At 44.6% G+C, this 20,812-nt stretch carries 18 protein-coding genes; 10 read left to right on the top strand and 8 right to left on the bottom strand.

Annotated features, from left to right (window positions below):
• Positions 1 to 5 precede the first annotated feature (5 nt).
• The 5 genes from ABWP14_RS03145 (at position 6) to ABWP14_RS03125 (ending at position 4,025) form a co-directional block, all read left to right on the top strand.
• A complete protein-coding gene (locus ABWP14_RS03145; RefSeq protein ID WP_353201526.1) occupies positions 6 to 569 on the top strand; it encodes an NUDIX hydrolase in 564 nt (187 codons plus the stop codon).
• A gap of 7 nt (positions 570 to 576) precedes the next feature.
• Positions 577 to 1,314 carry a leucyl/phenylalanyl-tRNA--protein transferase gene (gene aat / locus ABWP14_RS03140; RefSeq protein WP_353201525.1) on the top strand — a complete coding sequence of 246 codons (738 nt, stop codon included), beginning with the start codon at positions 577 to 579 and terminating at the stop codon, positions 1,312 to 1,314.
• The gene (locus ABWP14_RS03135; protein WP_353201524.1) at positions 1,311 to 2,057 is read left to right on the top strand and encodes an arginyltransferase; all 747 of its coding nucleotides are present in this window, start codon (positions 1,311 to 1,313) and stop codon (positions 2,055 to 2,057) included. Before aat ends, ABWP14_RS03135 begins: the two co-directional genes overlap by 4 nt.
• A gap of 9 nt (positions 2,058 to 2,066) precedes the next feature.
• The gene (locus ABWP14_RS03130) at positions 2,067 to 3,098 is read left to right on the top strand and encodes a quinone-dependent dihydroorotate dehydrogenase (RefSeq protein ID WP_353201523.1); all 1,032 of its coding nucleotides are present in this window, start codon (positions 2,067 to 2,069) and stop codon (positions 3,096 to 3,098) included.
• Positions 3,099 to 3,191: 93 nt separating this feature from the next.
• Positions 3,192 to 4,025: an IclR family transcriptional regulator gene (locus ABWP14_RS03125; RefSeq protein WP_353201522.1), complete on the top strand. Its 834-nt coding sequence runs from the start codon at positions 3,192 to 3,194 to the stop codon at positions 4,023 to 4,025.
• Between the two features lie 14 nt (positions 4,026 to 4,039).
• Here the strand turns inward: ABWP14_RS03125 and ABWP14_RS03120 are convergent, their stop codons facing one another.
• Both ABWP14_RS03120 and ABWP14_RS03115 read right to left on the bottom strand, forming a co-directional pair.
• A complete protein-coding gene (locus tag ABWP14_RS03120; RefSeq protein ID WP_353201521.1) occupies positions 4,040 to 5,044 on the bottom strand; it encodes a serine hydrolase in 1,005 nt (334 codons plus the stop codon).
• A 98-nt stretch (positions 5,045 to 5,142) separates the two neighbouring features.
• The gene (locus ABWP14_RS03115; RefSeq protein ID WP_353201520.1) at positions 5,143 to 6,030 is read right to left on the bottom strand and encodes a DMT family transporter; all 888 of its coding nucleotides are present in this window, start codon (positions 6,028 to 6,030) and stop codon (positions 5,143 to 5,145) included.
• A gap of 210 nt (positions 6,031 to 6,240) precedes the next feature.
• On the opposite strand from ABWP14_RS03115, the gene ABWP14_RS03110 reads away from it, so the two are divergent.
• On the top strand, positions 6,241 to 6,795 hold the full coding sequence (locus tag ABWP14_RS03110) for a phasin family protein (protein WP_353201519.1): 555 nt from the start codon (positions 6,241 to 6,243) through the stop codon (positions 6,793 to 6,795).
• Positions 6,796 to 6,891: 96 nt separating this feature from the next.
• Here the strand turns inward: ABWP14_RS03110 and lpdA are convergent, their stop codons facing one another.
• The 3 genes from lpdA to aceE are packed head-to-tail and all read right to left on the bottom strand — an operon-like array spanning position 6,892 to position 12,702.
• On the bottom strand, positions 6,892 to 8,676 hold the full coding sequence (lpdA, locus tag ABWP14_RS03105) for a dihydrolipoyl dehydrogenase (RefSeq protein WP_353201518.1): 1,785 nt from the start codon (positions 8,674 to 8,676) through the stop codon (positions 6,892 to 6,894).
• A 9-nt stretch (positions 8,677 to 8,685) separates the two neighbouring features.
• The gene (gene aceF / locus ABWP14_RS03100) at positions 8,686 to 9,990 is read right to left on the bottom strand and encodes a dihydrolipoyllysine-residue acetyltransferase (RefSeq protein ID WP_353201517.1); all 1,305 of its coding nucleotides are present in this window, start codon (positions 9,988 to 9,990) and stop codon (positions 8,686 to 8,688) included.
• Between the two features lie 15 nt (positions 9,991 to 10,005).
• On the bottom strand, positions 10,006 to 12,702 hold the full coding sequence (gene aceE / locus ABWP14_RS03095; protein ID WP_353201516.1) for a pyruvate dehydrogenase (acetyl-transferring), homodimeric type: 2,697 nt from the start codon (positions 12,700 to 12,702) through the stop codon (positions 10,006 to 10,008).
• 202 nt (positions 12,703 to 12,904) lie between these two features.
• Between aceE and ABWP14_RS03090 the strand changes: the two genes are divergently transcribed.
• The 4 genes from ABWP14_RS03090 to ABWP14_RS03075 are packed head-to-tail and all read left to right on the top strand — an operon-like array spanning position 12,905 to position 19,155.
• The gene (locus ABWP14_RS03090; RefSeq protein ID WP_353201515.1) at positions 12,905 to 15,427 is read left to right on the top strand and encodes a PAS domain-containing sensor histidine kinase; all 2,523 of its coding nucleotides are present in this window, start codon (positions 12,905 to 12,907) and stop codon (positions 15,425 to 15,427) included.
• Between the two features lie 27 nt (positions 15,428 to 15,454).
• Entirely contained in the window at positions 15,455 to 16,102 is a 648-nt protein-coding gene (locus ABWP14_RS03085) for a response regulator transcription factor (protein ID WP_353201514.1), read from the top strand.
• Positions 16,103 to 16,122: 20 nt separating this feature from the next.
• The gene (gene folD / locus ABWP14_RS03080; protein WP_353201513.1) at positions 16,123 to 16,977 is read left to right on the top strand and encodes a bifunctional methylenetetrahydrofolate dehydrogenase/methenyltetrahydrofolate cyclohydrolase FolD; all 855 of its coding nucleotides are present in this window, start codon (positions 16,123 to 16,125) and stop codon (positions 16,975 to 16,977) included.
• Between the two features lie 54 nt (positions 16,978 to 17,031).
• A complete protein-coding gene (locus ABWP14_RS03075) occupies positions 17,032 to 19,155 on the top strand; it encodes a M3 family metallopeptidase (protein WP_353201512.1) in 2,124 nt (707 codons plus the stop codon).
• A gap of 20 nt (positions 19,156 to 19,175) precedes the next feature.
• Here the strand turns inward: ABWP14_RS03075 and ABWP14_RS03070 are convergent, their stop codons facing one another.
• The 3 genes from ABWP14_RS03070 to xth all read right to left on the bottom strand — a co-directional run bounded on the left by ABWP14_RS03070 (position 19,176) and on the right by xth (position 20,810).
• The gene (locus tag ABWP14_RS03070) at positions 19,176 to 19,337 is read right to left on the bottom strand and encodes a hypothetical protein (RefSeq protein ID WP_353201511.1); all 162 of its coding nucleotides are present in this window, start codon (positions 19,335 to 19,337) and stop codon (positions 19,176 to 19,178) included.
• A 147-nt stretch (positions 19,338 to 19,484) separates the two neighbouring features.
• The gene (locus ABWP14_RS03065) at positions 19,485 to 19,946 is read right to left on the bottom strand and encodes a cupin domain-containing protein (protein ID WP_353201510.1); all 462 of its coding nucleotides are present in this window, start codon (positions 19,944 to 19,946) and stop codon (positions 19,485 to 19,487) included.
• 30 nt (positions 19,947 to 19,976) lie between these two features.
• On the bottom strand, positions 19,977 to 20,810 hold the full coding sequence (gene xth / locus ABWP14_RS03060) for an exodeoxyribonuclease III (RefSeq protein ID WP_353201626.1): 834 nt from the start codon (positions 20,808 to 20,810) through the stop codon (positions 19,977 to 19,979).
• Positions 20,811 to 20,812 lie beyond the last annotated feature (2 nt).

The raw sequence follows: 20,812 nt of genomic DNA, 5'->3' as shown, positions 1-20,812 counted from the left end.
TTGCCATGAAGTTTTGTCCAAACTGCGCAAGCACGGTGAGTTTAAAGATTCCTACTGATGATTCACGCGAGCGTTTTGTATGTGATGCCTGCGGCAGTATTCATTATCAAAATCCCAGAAATGTTGTGGGTTGTATCCCGGTGTATGACAAACAAGTATTGCTATGTCGACGTGCCATTGCTCCGCGTCATGGGTATTGGACTCTTCCTGCTGGCTTTATGGAGCTTGGCGAAAGCACCAGTGCTGGGGCTGAGCGAGAAACTTTTGAAGAAGCTGGCGCCAAAGTCCAAATTGGGCCGCTCTATTCCTTGCTCAATGTTCCGCATGCGCAACAAGTACACCTCTTCTATCTTGCTGCGATGACTGAGCCTAGTTTTTATGCTGGTGAAGAGAGTTTAGAAGTTGCTCTTTTTCATGAGCATGAGATTCCATGGAATGAGTTAGCCTTTCCCACTGTCAAACAAACCTTAGAATGGTTTTTTGCAGATCGTGCAGCAGGTGTACTCGAACCCGGAAATGAATTTCATGTTCGTAGTCGCGATGTTTTGTCGTCTGAAAAAATTCAATGAGTCGAGTATGAGCCTGATTCAATGGCTAGGTCCTCACGACCCATTTCCTAACCCATTAACTGAAATCGATCCAGACCCGAGTGTTCCTGGCTTAATCGCAGTTAGTGAGCGGATTTATCCTGGTCAATTAACGCGCGCGTATCAGTCTGGAATATTTCCCTGGTACTCAGACAATCAGCCTGTTTTATGGTGGTCACCTGATCCAAGAATGGTATTAGATCCCCAGAAATTCAAATGCAGTGAATCACTCAAAAAGCAGATTCGTCATTTTTGTAAAGATCCTCAATCAGAGATACAGGTAGATGCTGACTTTAGCGCTGTCGTTCGAGCATGCGCAACTAGCAATAGAAAAGATCAAGATGGCACCTGGATCACCCATGAAATCATGGATGCCTATACCGTGCTGCACGAGGAAGGCCATGCCCACAGTATTGCCGTGACTGATGGGGAAAAACTGATCGGCGGACTCTATTGCGTTTCCTTTGGGGCTATGGTTTTTGGGGAATCCATGTTTAGCTATGAAAGCAATGCCTCCAAATTAGCTTTGGCTGCATTAAGTGCCTGGTGCCTACAAAATCGGATCCGTCTGATTGACTGCCAGCAAGAGACTGCTCATTTAAGCTCGCTGGGAGCCTCCCCAATCCCGCGCTCTCAATTTCTAGTAAATCTGCAAACTTCATTAAATCAAACTAATATTGAAGAACCTTGGGCCTTTAATAAAGAAATCTTGAATCACTGGTTATGACCCTACTAAAAGAACTGCCCCTCACTGCGCTCCAGTTTTATGCCACTGCACCATATGAATGCAGCTACCTACCTAATCGCCTCGCGCGCTCTCAGGTAGCTACCCCATCGCACTTAATTCATGCTGATATTTACGGTGAACTACTGAATGCCGGTTTTCGTAGAAGTGGTCTGTATACCTACCGCCCTTATTGCGATCAATGTAAAGCGTGTATTGCTACCCGCATTTTAGTGAATCAGTTTTCCCCTACTCGTAGTCAGCGTCGCGCACAAAAAAAACACGCTGGACTGGAAGCACACGTTTTGAACTTAGGCTACAAAGATGAACACTACCAGCTCTACCAGCAGTATCAAAATGAGCGACATGCTGGTGGTGAAATGGATCGGGATGATCAGGATCAATACATGCAGTTCCTACTCCAAAGTCGTGTCAATTCTCGCATCGTAGAATACAGAGATGGCCCCCATGATCCCCATCCTGGACGCCTAAGGATGGTCAGCATGATCGATATCTTAGAACAGGGCATCTCTTCGGTCTACACCTTCTTTGACACCACCGTAGACAATACTAGTTATGGTAGCTACAGTATTCTTTGGCAAATAGCACAATGTGTAGAGCTCAATTTACCTTATCTCTATCTTGGTTATTACATCAAAGATAGCCAAAAAATGTCTTATAAATTGAAGTATCAACCCATGGAAGGATTGATTGATGACCATTGGCAATTAATGCCTAGTTCATAATCTCTACCCATGATTGATCCTTATCCCCTTTTGCGTCCTTGGCTCTTTTATCTAGATCCTGAACAAGCACATAACCTGACACTCAGCAATCTAGATCGGGCTCAGCGCTGGGGGATGCTGCAATACATTGTCACAAAACCGATTGCAGATCCCCATACACTCTGTGGAATTCAATTTCCTAATCCTGTTGGGCTGGCTGCTGGTCTTGATAAAGATGGAAAACATATTGATTCCTTGGCTGCCTTAGGTTTTGGTTTTCTGGAGATAGGTACTGTTACCCCGCGTGCTCAAGCTGGCAATCCAAAGCCTCGCATGTTTCGCCTACCCCAAGCACAGGGTCTGATCAATCGTATGGGATTTAATAATGATGGTGTGGATGCCTGCGTTGCTCGGGTACGCAAGTCCCAATATTGGCAAAATGGTGGCGTAATAGGTCTTAACATCGGTAAGAATGCGAGCACTCCGATTGATCAAGCGTCACAAGATTATATTTTTGCGATGGCTGCTGTCTATGAGATTGCTTCTTACATCACCGTTAACATCTCCTCCCCGAACACTCAACATCTTCGCTCCTTACAAAGTGAAGAAATGTTGCGTTCTTTACTCCATGACCTGAGCGAAGAACGTAAAAAATTAAGCGATCAATATGGTGTTCATAAACCGCTATTCCTCAAAATTGCTCCCGATTTAGATCAAGAAGATCTGCATCTCATCGCTGATCTTTTATTGGAGTTTGGAATAGATGCTGTCATTGCAACCAACACCACCATCTCACGCGAAACAGTACAAGGCATGGAATACAGTAACGAGGCAGGCGGCCTCTCTGGCGCCCCTCTTGGTGCAGCCTCTAGCAAGATCATTCAGATATTGAAGGCAAAACTAGGTGATGCTCTCCCCATCATCGGAGTTGGCGGAATCCTTTCTGGTGCCGATGCCCGTGAAAAAGTCATGGCAGGGGCAAGTTTGGTTCAACTCTATAGCGGCCTCATTTATAAAGGCCCAGAGCTGGTTAGCGAGTGTGCTCAGGCCCTTCGTCGCTAGGGCTCTAAGGCACTTTTTGAGGGTGGATCGAGGGTTTTTGTAAAATCCCATTTCATAATATGCAATCTGCTATGAAATCGCTACAATGAGTTTATGAGCCCGAGCAAGACCGTAAAACCCCCAAAAAATACTGGTGAAGTTGGTAAAACAGCCATTCAGGTAGTTGAGCGCATGATGAATTTACTCGATGCGCTCGCTGAGCAAGAAGAGTCAAGTAGCCTCAAGCTGATGGCAGAACAAACTGGCCTACACCCCTCCACAGCACATCGCATCCTCAACGATATGGTGGCCTGCCGATTGGTTGAGCGAGGTGATGGCGGTACCTATCGACTTGGCCTCAAGCTCCTAGAGTTAGGTAACCTTGTTAAGGCGCGTTTATCTGTTCGGGAAGCAGCCCAGGTACCCATGCGGACACTACATAAATTAACTGGAGAAACGGTTAATTTATCGGTACGTCAAGGGGATGAGATTGTCTATATTGATCGAGCTTATAGTGAACGCTCTGGTATGCAGGTGGTGCGGGCTATTGGAGGTCGAGCGCCCTTGCATCTCACATCGGTAGGCAAGCTTTTCTTAGCGAGCGATGATACAAATCAAGTACGAGCCTATGTCACTCGAACCGGCTTATCAGGACATACCAAAAATAGCATCACAGACTTGCATAAGCTCGAGGCAGAGCTAAATCAAGTCAGAAAAGTGGGTAACTCCCGCGATGATGAAGAATTAGAGCTAGGCGTTAGCTGTTTTGCTGCCGCCATCTTAGATGACAGCGGAAAATTAGTTGCTGGCCTTTCGTTAAGCTCTCCAACAGACCGTATGCAAGCAGATTGGTTGAAGGCCCTACAAGAAACTGCGCTCCAAATCTCCAAAGGGATGGGCTATAAACCCAAAACTAACGAATCGACTACCAGTAGTCAGGCTGGTTAATGCACTGCATAGTCTTACATTAAGCGACGGATAGCTTGTGTTCCCTCGGGCATACGCTCATACCAATCACGCACACGCACTGCATCAGCAAATCGAGATTGCGTACCAACAGAGTCTAAGAACACCAATAGCAATGGAGTGTTATTCACTCTTGCCTGCATTACAAGACATTTACCGGCAGCATTGATAAAACCCGTCTTTTGTAAGCCAATATTCATATCCCCCGCTCGCACTAAACGATTCGTGTTCAAGAATTTTTGTGGTCGCTTTGCGATCATCATAGTGAGATCTGGCCAGGTCGAGAACTCTCGAATCATTTTATATTGATACGCTGCACTCACTAGGCGAGTGAGATCTTCGGCTGAGGCAACGTTTTCACTCATAAGACCTGTTGGATCTGTAAAGCGTGAATGCTCCATCCCCAATTCACTTGCTTTGCGGTTCATGGCGTTAATAAAAGCTTTCATTCCACCAGGATAGTTACGGCCTAAGGTATATGCAGCACGGTTTTCAGAGGACATTAAAGATAGCAGTAGCGCCTCTTCGCGTGTTAATACAGTACCACCAGCAAGGCGAGAGCTGCGGTAACTGTTCACATCATCCGCATTAATGACCAATGACTCATCTAAAGGCAATTTGGAATCTAAGACGACCATTGCCGTCATCAGTTTAGTAATCGAGGCAATCGGCAAGCTAACAGAAGAATTCTTTTCAAAGTAAACCTCTTTGGTATCTTGGTTTACAACCATCGCGACGCTTGACTTCAGATTGAGATCATCATGTTGACCGCGCATTCCCAATGCTGAGGCAAGTGATGGTCTTGCAGGAGCAGCAGGCTCATTTGAACGAGTAACGGTAACGCGAACTGATTTAGGGTTTTTGTTCGATTTAATAACGACTTTAGTTCTTTTGCTCTGCTTGTCTTTATCTTTACCAGCAGCAAATGCAGAAGAATGTACCGGGAGGCCAAATGTAAATATGACTAGCAACACAAAGGACCAAAGTCGGTTCACATGCATCCCAGATTACCTTCGAAAAATTTCAACATATGGAATGATAATTAATTTTCAAAAAAGAGTACGATTTATTCGCCCCATCCTGGACATTAGACCAATGCCTACTCTGCAATTGTCGCAATAGCATTTCTCTGTCCCATATTGACTAAAACGACACCTGTCATTGTCAGACCTAATCCAACAGCCATCAAGGCTGTAAAAGGTTCATCAAATAAGATCCATGCCATGATTGCCGTTGTTGGTGGAACCAAATAGAGAAAGCTTGTTACTTTGGTTGCAGCCCCCTTACGAATCATTATAAATAGTAAGCTAATTGAGCCAATGGATATAGGAAAGATTGCCCATAGTAAAGCACCAATCACAGAGGGATTCCAAACCATCACGCCTGTCTCAAAGAAATACATGAAAATAAAGCAAAGAACTGCTGAGATACCGAATTGAATCGAGGAGCCTGCCCGCAGATCAAATACCGGACAATATTTTTTCTGATAAAGCGTTCCAAAAGTAATCGAGAGTAATGCGATAAAAGCCAATACATAGCTGACAATTGGAATATGGACGAAAGTTATTTTCTCCAGCACTACTAAAGCAACACCTGCAAAGCCAAACCCTAACCCAATCCATTGACGTGGCGAAATCTGTTCTGATACCCATGCAGCAAACCAAGCAGTCAAAATGGGTTGCAGACCAACAATAATGGCTGCTAAACCTGCCCCCATACCCAAATGGACAGCAAAGTAAACGCCTAATAAATAGCCAAACTGCAGTAATGTTCCAGCAACCGCAATATGCTTAGTCTGTGACCAACTTGGCCAGGTAATACGCCAAAACAAACTAAGTGCCGCCATGGCTGCGAGAACACCGATGCAACGCCAAAACAGGAAAGTTGCCGGCTCCACATAAGGCATCGCAAGCCGCGCGATCACAAAGCCAGTGCTCCAAATGAGGACAAATATGGTGGCAATAGCAAGTTCTAAATCAAGCTTCATAGATAACTTACTGAAATGATTGAGATTTTTTCATCTAATCATCAATTTTAGGCTTATTTATGATTGAAGCTCTTTAAAGTCCTGCATCCTTCTTAGGACTCATATTTTGCTGCATCGCAATATCATTGTTTTACAATTGGCAGTAACTGATTTACTTACTGACATCGTCAGAGTACAAAGAAATGCGAAGTCCAATCAAAAAGGGTTGACATGAATCTAACGCCAGAGCAAATTGCAGCTGCACGAAAAGCGAATTTAGAAACCTTGAGCGGCCTCACAAATCAAGCACTTCAAAGTATCGAGAAATTAGTTGAACTGAATATGCAGATTGCGAAGCAAAGTCTGAGCGATAGCATGAATAGTGCCAAGAAGGCTTTAGAGGTGAAAGATATTCAGCAACTTCTCGCCCATCAAGCAGAAGCAGTTAAGCCCATGGCAGAAAAAATCATGGCTTATAGCCGTCATTTGTATGATTTAGCGCATGAAACACAAGTAAGCTTTACGCAATCTGCCGAAAAAGAATTTCAAGATGGTCAAAAGAAAATGAATGCCTTGGTTGAAGACTGGACCAAAAATGCTCCAGCAGGATCCGATACTGCTGTTCAAACGATGAAGCATGCTATCGCTTCTGCTGGTAATGTTTTTGAAACCAGTCAAAAGGCAGTGAAACATGCAGTAGAAGTTGTGCAAAGTAATTTGACTAGCGCTACGGATACTGTGATCAAAAAAGCGCAATCTAAGAACAAGGCTGCTAAGAAGAAATAAAAAAAGAAATAAGTAGCGCTTTTATCTCAAATAAAAAAGCCCCGATGATTTGGGGCTATTTATTTTGTACTGGAGTACTTGAAGAACTCAGAAGCCTTACGATTTCTTCTTTACTGGAGGCAAATCGGTACAGTGACCATGCGCTGCTTCTGCTGCAAGGCCAACTGATTCCCCTAGCGTGGGATGCGGGTGAATGGTTTTACCCATATCGATTGCATCGGCACCCATTTCAATTGCAAGGCAAACCTCCCCAATTAAATCTCCAGCGTGGGTGCCTACAATGCCGCCGCCAATAATGCGATGGGTTGTTGCATCAAAGATTAATTTAGTAAAACCTTCGTCGCGTCCATTGGCAATCGCACGTCCGCTCGCAGCCCATGGAAATAAACCTTTTTCATAGGCGATACCTTGCGCTTTGCACTGCTCCTCTGTTAAGCCTGCCCATGCAACCTCAGGATCGGTATAGGCTACCGATGGAATTTGCTTGGCATCAAAGTATGACTTCTGCCCAGCGGCTGCCTCTGCAGCCACATGACCCTCATGAACTGCTTTGTGGGCCAACATCGGTTGACCGACTAAATCACCAATCGCAAAGATATTGGGGACGTTTGTTCGCATTTGATTGTCTACTGAAATAAAGCCACGCTCATCTACTTGAACGCCTGCTTTACCAGCATCAACTTTCTTGCCATTTGGAATACGGCCAACAGCGACTAACACTAAGTCATAGATTTGAGGCTCTGCAGGTGCATTCTCACCTTCAAAGCTCACTTGAATGCCATCAGGTTTTACTTCCGCTTTTGCTGCGCGAGTTTTGAGCATGATTTTTTCAAAACGACCGGCATTAAACTTCTCCCAGACTTTTTCCAGGTCACGATCAGCACCAGCCATCAGACCATCCAACATCTCAACAATATCAATGCGCGAACCAAGCGTGCTATAGACGGTAGCCATCTCTAAACCAATAATGCCACCGCCAATCACCAGCATCCGCTTTGGAATGCTCTTGAGTAATAAGGCGCCAGTACTGTCAACAATTCGTGGATCCTCTGGAAGAAAAGGTAATTTCACAGGTTGACTACCGGCAGCAATGATGGCCTTCTGAAAACGTAGCACTTCTTTTTGCCCAGTCAAATCTTGACCGGCGCCATCTGTTAAATCCACTTCCACATGATTAGCATCCAGAAAGCGGCCTAAGCCACGCACTACTTTTACCTTACGCATCTTAGCCATGCCAGCAAGACCGCCTGTTAACTTAGCGATGATAGATTCTTTATAGTCACGTAATTGATCGATCTCAATCTTGGGCTCACCAAAAGTAATACCATGCTTAGCCATCGTCTTGACTTCATCCATCACCGCTGCGGTATGTAACAAAGCTTTAGATGGAATACAGCCGACATTTAAACAAACACCACCTAATGTCGCGTAGCGCTCAATCAGTACAGTATTCATTCCTAGATCAGCGCTTCTAAATGCAGCGCTATACCCCCCTGGGCCAGCTCCCAAGACTAAGACATCACATTCATGATCAACCTTGCCTTGGTATTGATCAGCCTTAGGGACGGTTACTGGAGCAGGTATTGGCGCAGGTATCGGTGCCGATGTAGATGTTGAAACACTGGCTGGTGTTTCTGCTTGAACGCTCACTTCGATCTCTGCGATCACTGAACCTTTGTTAACTTTATCGCCTGCCTTCACCGCAATACTAGTAACTGTTCCGGCTGTATCAGCAGGGATCTCCATCGTCGCCTTATCTGACTCTAGAACTAATAAAGGGTGCTCTTTTTCAATCGTATCGCCTACTTTGACCAATACCTCTATGACTGGTATATCTTTATAATCGCCAATATCTGGAACCAGAATGACTTGCTTAGCCATAAATCCCCCTTACAGACTGGCGCGACGGAAGTCGGCCAATAGCTGAGCAATGTAAACAGTAAAGCGAGTAGCTAAAGCCCCATCAATCACGCGATGATCAGCCGATAAAGACAGTGGGCAAATTAAGCGTGGGACAAATTGCTTGCCATCCCAAACTGGCTTCATGGCCGCTTTACTGACTCCCAAAATGGCGACTTCAGGCGCATTGACGATTGGTGAGAAGCTGGTTCCACCAATTCCACCCAAAGAAGAGATCGTAAAGCTTGCGCCTTGCATCTGATCTGGTTTTAACTTGCCGTCACGAGCTAAAGCCGCTAGCTCGGAAGTTTCCTTGGCAATTTCATAAATACCTTTTTGATCAGCATCTTTAATGACAGGCACCACTAAACCTGAAGGTGTATCAGCCGCAAAACCAATATTGAAATATTTCTTGAGAATCAATTCATCACCATCTAATGAACTATTGAACTCAGGATATTTCTTTAAGGCAGCAACAGTTGCCTTCATCAAGAAGGCCAGCATCGTAATTTTGACACCCTTCTTCTCATTTTCCTTGTTGGTCAGCACGCGGAATTCTTCAAGCTCTGTAATATCAGCATCATCGTGATAAGTCACAGCCGGAATCATCACCCAGTTACGAGCTAAATTTGCAGCAGTGAGCTTCTTGATACGGCTTAAAGGCTGACGCTCAATCTCACCAAACTTTGTAAAATCGACTTTTGGCCATGGAATTAAATTCAGGCCACCCAGACTGCCACCACTCGATGCTGCCGCTGTATTACCAGCACCACCACTCATGGCAGCTTTTACAAATGCTTGTACGTCTTCTTGAGTAATGCGTCCCTTAGGGCCTGATCCTTTTACCTGAGTAATAGTGACACCCAACTCTCGTGCAAATTTGCGTGCTGAGGGGCTAGCATGGCTGAGTTCTGTATCTACAACAGCTGTAGTATTACTAATGGGAGGAGGAGCTGGAGCCTTTTTAATAGGTGGCTCAACAGCTGGAGGCGGAGGTGTAGTTAGCGCTGCTGGTGCAGCCGACACGCTGGCTGGAGCTGGTGCATTTTCTACTGCACCCTCTTCAATCGTCATCACTACCGACCCTTGAGATAAATTATCCCCTGCCTTTACTTTGATTTCCTTCACAACACCAGAGTGTGATGATGGAATGTCCATAGTCGCCTTGTCTGATTCAAGGACAACAATAGATTGCTCTTTCTCGACCTTGTCACCTACTTTAACCAATACCTCGATGACTGGTACATCTTTATAGTCACCAATGTCGGGGACTTTGATTTCAATTATTTGACTCATTGTATTTTTCTCTTATTAAACCAACATTGGGTTTGGTTTAGTAGTGTCGATCTCGTATTTCTGGAGTGCTTCAGCCAGCTTTTGACGATCCATTTGTCCAGAGTCAACCAAGGCTCTTAATGCGGTGAGTACTATCCAGCGACGATCTACCTCAAAGAAATCACGTAATTTTTCACGGGTATCTGAGCGCCCAAATCCATCAGTGCCCAATACCTCATAGCGTCGACCCATGTGTTGAATCGCTGGACGAATTTGTTCTGCAAACAAACGAACATAGTCGGTTGCAGTAATGATAGGACCAGTTGTATCTTGCAGGCACTTTTCAACATGCGATAACGCAGGTGTTGCGCTAGGGTTCAACAAGTTATTACGGTGTACTGCATTCCAATCGCGCCCTAATTCTGTAAAGCTTGGGCAGCCCCATAAATCAGAAGACACGCCCCAATCTTGATGCAATATTTCTGCTGCTTCGATGACTTCACGGAAAATCGTTCCAGAACCCAGAAGCTGCACACGTAATTTGGCATTGTTATCGTCTACAGATTTCAGCTTATACATTCCTTTAATGATGTCTTTCTCAGCTCCCTTAGGCATTGCAGGATGAGGGTAGTTTTCATTCATTAAGGTGACGTAGTAGTACACATCCTCTTGAACTTCCAACATGCGGCGCATGCCATCCTGAATCACTACTGCCAGTTCAAATGAGAACGTAGGGTCATAGCTAATGCAGTTAGGCACTGCACTGCTCCAAAGATGGCTGTGACCATCTTCGTGCTGTAAACCTTCACCATTGAGCGTTGTCCTGCCAGCAGTGCCGCCTAGTAAGAAGCCACGGCTGCGCATATCACCCGCAGCCCACGCTAAGTCACCAATTCGCTGGAAACCAAACATCGAATAGAAAATATAAAAAGGGAGCATCGGCACGCCATGCGTCGAATAGGCAGTAGCAGCTGCAATCCAGTCGCACATACCACCCGCTTCATTAATACCTTCTTGCAAAATCTGGCCGCTCTTATCTTCTTTATAGAACATCAGTTGATCGTGGTCTTCAGGGGTATACAACTGCCCTAACTGATTCCAGATACCAAGCTGACGGAACATACCCTCCATGCCAAAGGTACGAGATTCATCTGGAACAATCGGTACCACACGCTTACCAATAGTCTTATCACGTACAACGGTATTGAGAATCCGCACAAAAGCCATCGTAGTAGAAATCTCACGACCTTCAGTGGTTGCTTCTAGTAATGCTGCAAAAGTTTCCAATGTAGGCACAGGCAAGCTTTCCGCTTTAAGGCGACGTTGCGGTAAATAGCCACCCAATTCCTGGCGGCGTGCCTTCATATACTCAAGCTCAGGACTGCCATCAGCAAATTTCACTAAAGGCATATCGTCAAGCTGTTCATCCTTCACCGGAATCTCAAAACGATCACGGAAGCGACGAACATCATCATCATTCATTTTCTTTGCCTGGTGAGCAATATTCATTGCTTCCCCAGATCCACCCATGCCATAACCTTTGATGGTGTGAGCCAAAATAACGGTAGGCTGGTCTTTATGATTTACAGCGGAGTGAAATGCTGCATAGACCTTATGCGGATCATGACCGCCACGATTGAGTTGCCAAATCTCTTCATCACTCCAATCGCTCACTAATGCTTTGAGTTCTGGTGTATTAAATACAGTCTCACGAACATAAGCACCATTTTTCGATTTCATTGTCTGATACTGACCGTCGACAATCTCGCCAAGACGTTGCATCAAGATCCCTTTTTTATCTCGAGCAAATAAGGCGTCCCATTGTCCACCCCATACCACCTTGATAACATTCCAGCCTGAACCACGGAACTCACTCTCTAGCTCTTGAATAATTTTTCCGTTGCCACGCACTGGTCCGTCTAAGCGTTGTAAGTTGCAATTCACAACAAAAATGAGGTTATCTAACTTTTCACGGCCGGCCATACCAATGGCACCGAGTGACTCTGGCTCGTCAGTCTCACCATCACCTAAAAATGCCCAAACCTTACGACCTTCATCTTTAATAAAACCACGATCACGCAAATAAAGCATAAAGCGCGCTTGATAAATCGCCATGATGGGGCCTAGACCCATGGAGACCGTTGGAAATTGCCAAAAATCTGGCATCAACCATGGATGAGGATAACTAGAGATCCCCTTACCACCCACTTCTTGACGGAAATGATTCAACTGCTCATCACTTAAACGTCCAAGCATATAAGCACGTGCATAGACACCAGGTGCTGAGTGTCCTTGTACAAAAATCAGATCACCTCCATGAGCCGGGGATGGCGCATGCCAAAAGTGATTAAAGCCAACATCATATAAAGTTGCCGCAGATTGGAATGACGAAATATGACCGCCAACGTTGGTATCTTTATTGGCATGTAATACCATTGCCATTGCATTCCAGCGTGTGTAAGAACGAATACGATGTTCCACATTTTGATCGCCAGGTAAACGGGCCTGATTCTCAACAGGAATGGTATTGATATAGGGTGTCTCAGCATGGAATGGTTGAACAACACCATTTACACGAGCATGAGAAATCTGTTGGTCAATTAAATAAGCAGCTCTCTCAGGGCCCTCGTTATGAATCACGCCATCGAGCGCTTGCAACCATTCTTGCGTCTCAACAGGATCAGCATCATGTGGGCTGGTCTTACCTAAGATCTGTTCTGGAATTGCTGCCATACTGCCTCCGTGAGATTCTGTTGCATTAGTAATGAACTCTATAGCTAGTATTTTAGGAAAGTATGTGGGCGTAAACAAGTAATTTCCCACATAATGATAGTATTTCTCATAATGTGGGATTATGTTGCATTGCATATTAAATCAATGATGGCGACCTGAAAGACGGTTTTTAGTATTGAATCAGGCAAAATGACCCTCATTCATGAAATTTTCAGCATTCTCTATCTGGCGTCTTAATCCAATCAAATGGCTCCGTAAAATTCGGGGCTTCAGACTGGTGTACACCCCCCTTGTAGCAATTTTGCTGTTTACGGGTGTTATGGGCATCATCCTTGGCACCTTGCAGTTGCAAGAAATAAAGCAACAAGAATCTGCTTTATTCCGTGAACTTTCTATCGCTAAGCAACGCATACAGTTGCGCTTTACAAACAATACTGATGTGCTGATGACCATTAACCGCGAAATTGCGGCAACAAGTGACCAAGCCAAATTTAAGCAAATAGCGTATGAGCAAGCAAATGAACTGGTTACTAATAATCATGAAATTGTCAGAGTCATCTGGCTTGACACAAATAGTGAACGACAGTGGATTGTGCCGTCAACTCCCGAGAAGATTGATTGGATTAATCGCAGTCAGATCGCCCCTGCTATTAACGCTGAACTAAAGAAAACCTTGGAGCTCAGTCTCATCACTAACAGAGCTGCCTTTAGTCAATTTATCTCCCTGAGTCTCTCCAACGAGGAACCATTGACAAGGGAAAGAAAAAATGTTTTTTGGCAAGTTGTTCCCAATATTTCTGGGGGCGAGATCAATGGCTATCTTGCTGCACTGTATACAACTCAAGGTATTTTAGATGTCATACCTGTTGAACTCAAAGGCCAGTATCGATTTACTCTATTAACAGATAACGAACAACTTTTAGCGATCTCATCTGATCGAGATACGCCTAAGCGGGCCTTTAGTAATCAAACGAGTTTGGATATGGGCGTACTTAGCCCCAACTTGATCTTGCGAATCGATACTTATCCGCCCCCCACTAATCTCACATTTAGGATGCTCATTGGGGTTGTTTTAGGTTTGTGTGCGTTCGTCATTTGGAGTCTGTGGTCCGTCTTAAAACAAATGCAAGTTCGCCAAGAAGCTGAAGCAAATTTACGGACAGAAACCAGTTTTCGTAATGCCATGGAAAATTCTACGCCGGTTGGGATTCGAGCGCACGATATGGAAAAACGCATTACCTATGTCAATCGCGCTTTTTGTGAAATGACGAACTGGACATCAAAAGAGTTAATAGGCCTTGCACCACCCTTTCCATTTTGGCCTGATAACAGAAAGGATGAGCTCGTTGAAAAAATGAACCGCGCACTGACTACAGAGGGGGTCAAAACTGGTATTGAAGGTGCTATTTTGAGAAAAGACGGCACCTTAATTCAGACGCGCACATTTATTTCACCCTTAATTAATGAAAAGGGCAAACAAACTGGCTGGGTGACTTCTTTGATTGATATCTCAGAACCAAAAAAAATTCGGGAAGAGTTAGCTGCCTCACAGGAGCGCTTCACTACAGTATTAGAGGGTCTAGATGCTGCGGTTTCTGTGGTTGATTTAGAGGCCGATCGCCTGCTATTTGCCAATCGCTTCTATCGTGAAAAGTTTGGCGAAGACTCTAAAGGACACTTTCTGCTAGGTGGCAATGAAGCTAATATTCAAACCTTACGTGATGTTGCCGAAGATTTAAATGATTCCTCGCCAGGAATACCAACCCCATTTTTATACCAAGAGTCAGAGGCAGAAGAGATTGAACTAAGCGATGGCAGCAATCGCTGGTATGAAGTACGGACACGTTTCATTCCTTGGGTAGACGGACGTCTGGCGCAATTAATTATTGCTACTGAAATTACTCAACGCAAAGAGGCAGAAGACCTAAATCGCCAGCAAGAAGAGCGTATGCAATTTACTAGCCGCCTCACCACAATGGGTGAGATGGCTTCTTCACTTGCGCACGAATTAAATCAACCTTTATCTGCGATTTCCAATTACTGCATGGGGGTAGCTAAACGTCTTGAGGGTCATCATGATCCAATGATTACTAAAGAGATCCTGCCTGCCCTTGAAAAAGCATCCGATCAAGCCCATCGAGCAGGCACCATTATTCAGCGAATTCGAGGCTTTGTGAAACGCAGTGAACCACAAAGAAAAGCGAGCGCCATTAAGGACATCATCAACGATGCAGTAGGTTTAGTTGAAATTGAAGCCCATCGCCATCGCCTCAGTATTCACTCTGAAATTGCTGAAGATCTTCCGGAAGTGGATCTAGACCCTGTATTAATCCTTCAAGTCCTAGTGAATCTTCTCAAAAATGGTCTTGACAGCATCAGAGAGGCTTATCCGCTTTCCTCGCGCTGGACAGCCCCTCCCCTTAAAATCAGCGCAGATTTGGACACCAGCATCTTCCCAGCGATGCTCAGAATCCAGGTGACCGATAGTGGGGGTGGTATTGCTGAGTCCGTCAACCAGCATATATTTCAGCCATTTTTCAGCACTAAATCTGATGGTATGGGAATGGGCTTGAATATCTGCCGATCCATCGTAGAATCCCACCATGGGCGCCTTTGGGCCAAAAACATCATGGATTCTGAACAAACCAAGCTAGCTGGCTGCACCTTTACAATACTACTACCCCTAGAGTCTCCTGATTCCAAGGAAAATGGTTTATCGCTTTAATAATTGAATGGCTTCGAGAGAACTGATATGAACTTAAGCGCTGCTAGCAAACCCACTCAAGCTGAAGTGGTATACGTCGTAGATGATGATGAAGCTGTTCGTGATTCCCTCACCTGGCTTCTCGAAAGCAATGGCTATGTTGTTCGTTGTCATGCCAGCGCTGAACGCTTTTTACAATCCTTACAAAGCACCGATAAATCAACTATCTCTTGCGCTATCTTAGATGTGCGAATGCCAGGAATGTCAGGCCTGGAATTACAAGAGCGATTGATTAGCGAGAATCTTCCAATGCCGGTCGCATTCATTACCGGACATGGTGACGTCTCTATGGCGGTTTCAACTATGAAACGGGGTGCGGTAGATTTTATTGAAAAGCCATTTAAAGAAAATGATCTCTGTACCCTTGTTGATCGGATGCTCAGCAAAGCGCGTATTGATTACTCACAAGCTAGTCAACGCAAAATTACCCAAAGCCTGCTCAGCAAATTAACCGGTCGTGAACGCCAAGTATTAGAACGTATTGTTGCTGGTCGTTTAAATAAACAGATTGCTGATGATCTTGGTATCTCGATTAAGACTGTCGAAGCCCACCGCGCCAATATTATGGAAAAGCTCAATGTCAATACTGTAGCCGACCTACTCCGCTTGGCCTTATCTGACCCCCAACCCAATTAATCTATAGAGTACACCGCCTTATGCCCGGCCAATTACTAGACGGCAACCTGCTTTCCAAAAAAATTCGCGCAGAAATTGCCGCAAGGGCTGCCATCGTTACAGCAAAAGGAGTTAGACCCGGACTTGCTGTGATTGTGGTGGGAGATAACCCAGCTAGCCAGGTATACGTACGCAATAAGGTTAAGGCCTGCGAAGATGTTGGCTTTCATTCAGTTTTAGAACGCTACTCAGCTGAGTTGGGCGAAGAAGAATTATTAGCCCGTATTGCAACGCTGAATGCAGATCCCTCAATCCATGGCATCTTGGTGCAATTACCATTACCAGAACACATTGCCTCTGAGCGCGTACTCGAGGCGATCGCTCCGCAAAAAGATGTTGATGGCTTTCACATTGCTAATGCTGGTGCCTTAATGGTTGGTCATCCCGAATTCAAGCCTTGCACTCCTTATGGTTGCATGAAGATGCTTGAGAGTATTGAGTACCCCATTCGTGGGGCACGCGCTGTGATCGTGGGCGCATCCAATATTGTGGGAAAACCTATGGCCATGCTGCTGCTTCAAGCTGGTGCAACAGTGACTATTTGCAATAGTAAGACCCGTGATTTAGCCCATCACACTAAAGATGCAGATATTTTAGTAGTGGCTACTGGCAAATCTAAGATGATCTCGGGCGATATGATCAAAAATGGCGCGGTAGTCATCGATGTTGGTATCAACCGTCTGCCTGACGGCAAGCTATGTGGAGATGTTGATTTTGATACTGCTAAATACATTGCAGGATGGATAACACCCGTTCCTGGCGGTGTAGGGCCCATGACAATCACAATGCTCCTCATGAATACCTTAGAGGCTGCTGAAAAGGCCGCAAAACCCTAAGGTATTTCACTGGGGATTTAGGCAAAAGTTTTCGCAGTCCAGTAAGCTAGAGGGATGACTATATCTAGCAACCCTACCCCCCTTCAGTTACAAAATAATCCCTTACTCGCATTTGGTCGCGGTATTGCCCTTTATTCAGAGGTCAAACCTGAGCATATTGCCCCTGCAATTGAACACTTACTAAAACATGCCCAAGATGCTGTCAATAAGGCTACTGATCCCCAGACAACATCTAGCTGGGACGAGCTAGTAGAGCCCTTAGAAGATGCAACCGAAGCATTAGGAAGATCTTGGGGTGTTATCTCTCATCTCAATAGTGTTGCTGATACTCCAGAATTAAGAGCTGCTTATGGAGCAATGCTTCCGGAGGTCACTGCATTTTTTTCTAGCTTAGGGCAGAACTTAGCGCTCTATCAAAAATTTAAAGAGCTCAATACGAGTAGCGAGTTTGAAAAATTAAACCACGATCAACAAAGAGTCATTACAAACTCTTTGCGAGATTTTCGATTGGGTGGTGCAGAACTCAGTGATCAGGAAAAACCCCGCTTTGCACAAATCCAAGACGAGCAGGCTATTCTAGGTAAAACATTCTCAGATCATGTCTTAGATGCTACTGATGGCTTTGTTCATCTTGTTACCAATTCGGAAGATCTTGCAGGATTACCAGAAGATGTAATAGCTGCTGCTGCTGATACCGCCGAGCAGAAAGACTTACAGGGCTGGGCATTTACTCTTCATTTCCCCTCTTACTACCCAGTGATGCAATATTCTGAGAATCGTGATCTGCGTCGCCTAATGTATCAAGCTTATGTCACGCGATCATCTGAGTTAGCTCCGCAATATGCAGATGGCAAACTTGATTGGGACAATACTCATAACATGCTTGACCAATTACGTCTGCGCGATGAAGAGGCCAAGATGCTTGATTTTACTAACTATGCCGCCTTAAGCCTGGCACCTAAAATGGCTAGCAGCGTAGATGAAGTAGATCTTTTTTTAAGCAATTTTGCGATCAAAGCAAAGCCTTTTGCCCAAAAAGATTGGCAAGAACTTTGTGACTTTGCTAAAGCAAAGCTTGGCCTCACTGATGGCTTGCAGCCTTGGGATACTGCGTATGCCGCTGAGCGCTTAAAGCAGGCTCGATACTCATTTTCTGAAAACGAACTAAAGCAATATTTTCCGTTACCAAAAGTCTTGGATGGTTTATTCCAGCTGATTCAAACTTTATTTGGTGTCAAGATTGAAGCAGCTAACTTACCGACATGGCATGCCGACGTGCAGTCCTTTGCTGTTAAAAATCTGACCGGGGAAATAAGGGCCTATTTCTATTTAGATCCTTATGCTCGCCCTGGAAAACGTGGTGGTGCATGGATGGATGATGCTCGCGGTCGCCGAGAACTTCCCAATGGAGAGATTCAGGTTCCAGTAGCTTATCTAGTGTGTAATTTTGCCCCGCCCATCAAAGTAGATGGCATATTACGTCAACCAACCATTACTCACGATGATGTCATTACCCTCTTTCATGAAAGTGGTCATGGCCTTCACCACCTGCTTACTCAAGTCGGCGCACTAGGGGTTTCTGGCATTAATGGAGTGGAGTGGGATGCTGTAGAGCTACCGAGTCAATTTATGGAAAACTTCTGCTGGGAGTGGGAAGTTCTGGAAAAAATGACGGCACATGTGGGAACAGAAAAACCATTGCCGCGAGAACTCTTTGAAAAAATGCTCGCTGCTAAGAATTTCCAGAATGGCTTAGCCACCCTGCGTCAAATCGTGATGTCCTTAACTGATTGGCGACTGCATTCAAGTTTTGATGCTACTCAAGCATCAGTCCATGCAGTCCTCGATGTTTCTAGAAAAATTGCTGCTGAGTACAGCATCATTCCCCAGCCAGAGATCTCAAGATGGATTAACTCGTTTAGTCATATCTTTGCTGGCGGATATGCTGCTGGCTACTACAGCTACAAATGGGCAGAGGTCTTATCTGCCGATGCCTATGCTGCTTTTGAAGAAGCGGCTAAGCTGACAGGTAGCGTACTAGATCTTGAAACAGGAATACGTTACCGTGAAGAAATTCTGGAGGTCGGCGGTAGTCGCCCGGCCGCCGAATCCTTCAAGGCTTTTCGTGGACGTGAACCTAGTATCGATGCCTTACTAAGACATGGTGGCTTGTCTTAGTAAGCACAAGTTACATGAGATTAATTGTCTATTTTTTTGCAAAGAGGATTTGAAACAGATGCCAAAAAATAAAGCACCATACCAATGGCAAAGACAAGATAATCACCGCCGTTGAAAATTTTCAGCAATCCCACTATCAATATGCCAAGGGCAAGAACGCTGAGTATTGTTTTAGCAAACATAATAATTCCCTAAAAAATGTCTATTGTTTAATAATGAGTAATCTTAAGACAAAAAGGGATTTCATGCACTGGATGGTGTTTTGACAATCCCCACTGATATCTTATCAATAATAGTTATAACGAGGGCCCACTATCAGATCTTAATATTTAATTTGGTTTGGCGCAGGTATCAGGCTTAATTTGATCTGGTGTTTGTTCTCCCAAATACACGCCGATGATTTTGACTGGCGTTTTACCCGCTACCTTACCAAAATGACACCAATCAATCGCTTCTACGAAAGACGTGCCTGCTTTGTAAGTTTTTTTACCTTTACTGCCGTAATCGACCTCTAAATCACCGGAGACTACATAAACAAATAAGGGAATGAGATGTTTATGAAGACTAGTTTGCTTGCCTACTGGAATATCAATATTAAAAGCCTTGATAAGCGGTTGCCCAGCTGGATACTTAAAATCTTGACCTAAGGTAGTCTTGGGCGCGCCTAAAATCATAATGGGTGTAGCGTCAATATCTTCATAAGGCACTTGGCCATCTATATGAGTTAATGCAAATGCATTAATACCGATAAAGAGTAATCCCACTGTAAAAAATAACTTGCTGAGTTTCATAATAAATTCCCTCTGAATGAGATTAATAGTTTACTGACCAATAGTTGCAATGACAGGGGCATGATCTGACGGTTGCTCCCAACTTCTTGGCTCTTTATCTACAGTACTAGCTTGGCATTTAATCTTCAATGCTTCGCTCAGTAAAATATGGTCAATACGCATGCCTGCATTTCTTCTAAAACCCATCATACGGTAATCCCACCAGCTATATGTTTTCGGGGCTTGTTCAAACATCCTAAAGGAATCATAAAGCCCAAGCCCTAGCAATTCTTGGAATGCGCTTCTTTCTGCTGGAGAAACAAGGTTCTGGCCTTCCCATGCCTTAGGATCATGAACATCTGCATCGGCTGGTGCAATATTGAAGTCGCCTAAGAGGGCTAAACGAGGATTCTGTTGCAACTCAAGTGCTAACCATTTTTGTAGGGCACTGAGCCAATTGAGTTTATAGACAAACTTATCGCTTTCAGGCAACTGTCCATTTGGGAAGTAAGCTGAAATTAGCCTGATAGGCTTTATCCCTGCAAAAGGAATTGTTGCTGCCAAGATGCGTTGCTGCTCATCATTGTTACCTGGAATATTTCTAATGGGATTGAGAAAAGTGGTACTCGCATCTGATGTAATTGGGGCTAAAGCAGCTTTACGAACAATAATGGCAACGCCGTTATAGGTCTTTTGTCCAGCAGCTAGACTAAGGTAGCCAGCAGCCTCTAGCTCTGGGTGGGGATACTTATCATCTATCAACTTAAGCTCTTGCAAGCAAAGAGCATCAATGGGCTGTTTCTTTTGCTCTTGATCTTGCAACCAACGAAGCACATGTGGAAGGCGAACTTTTAAAGAGTTTACATTCCATGCAGCAATTCGGATTG

The organism is Polynucleobacter sp. (assembly GCF_040400325.1).
GTDB lineage: Bacteria > Pseudomonadota > Gammaproteobacteria > Burkholderiales > Burkholderiaceae > Polynucleobacter.
This window is presented reverse-complemented; position numbering and strand designations above follow the sequence as displayed.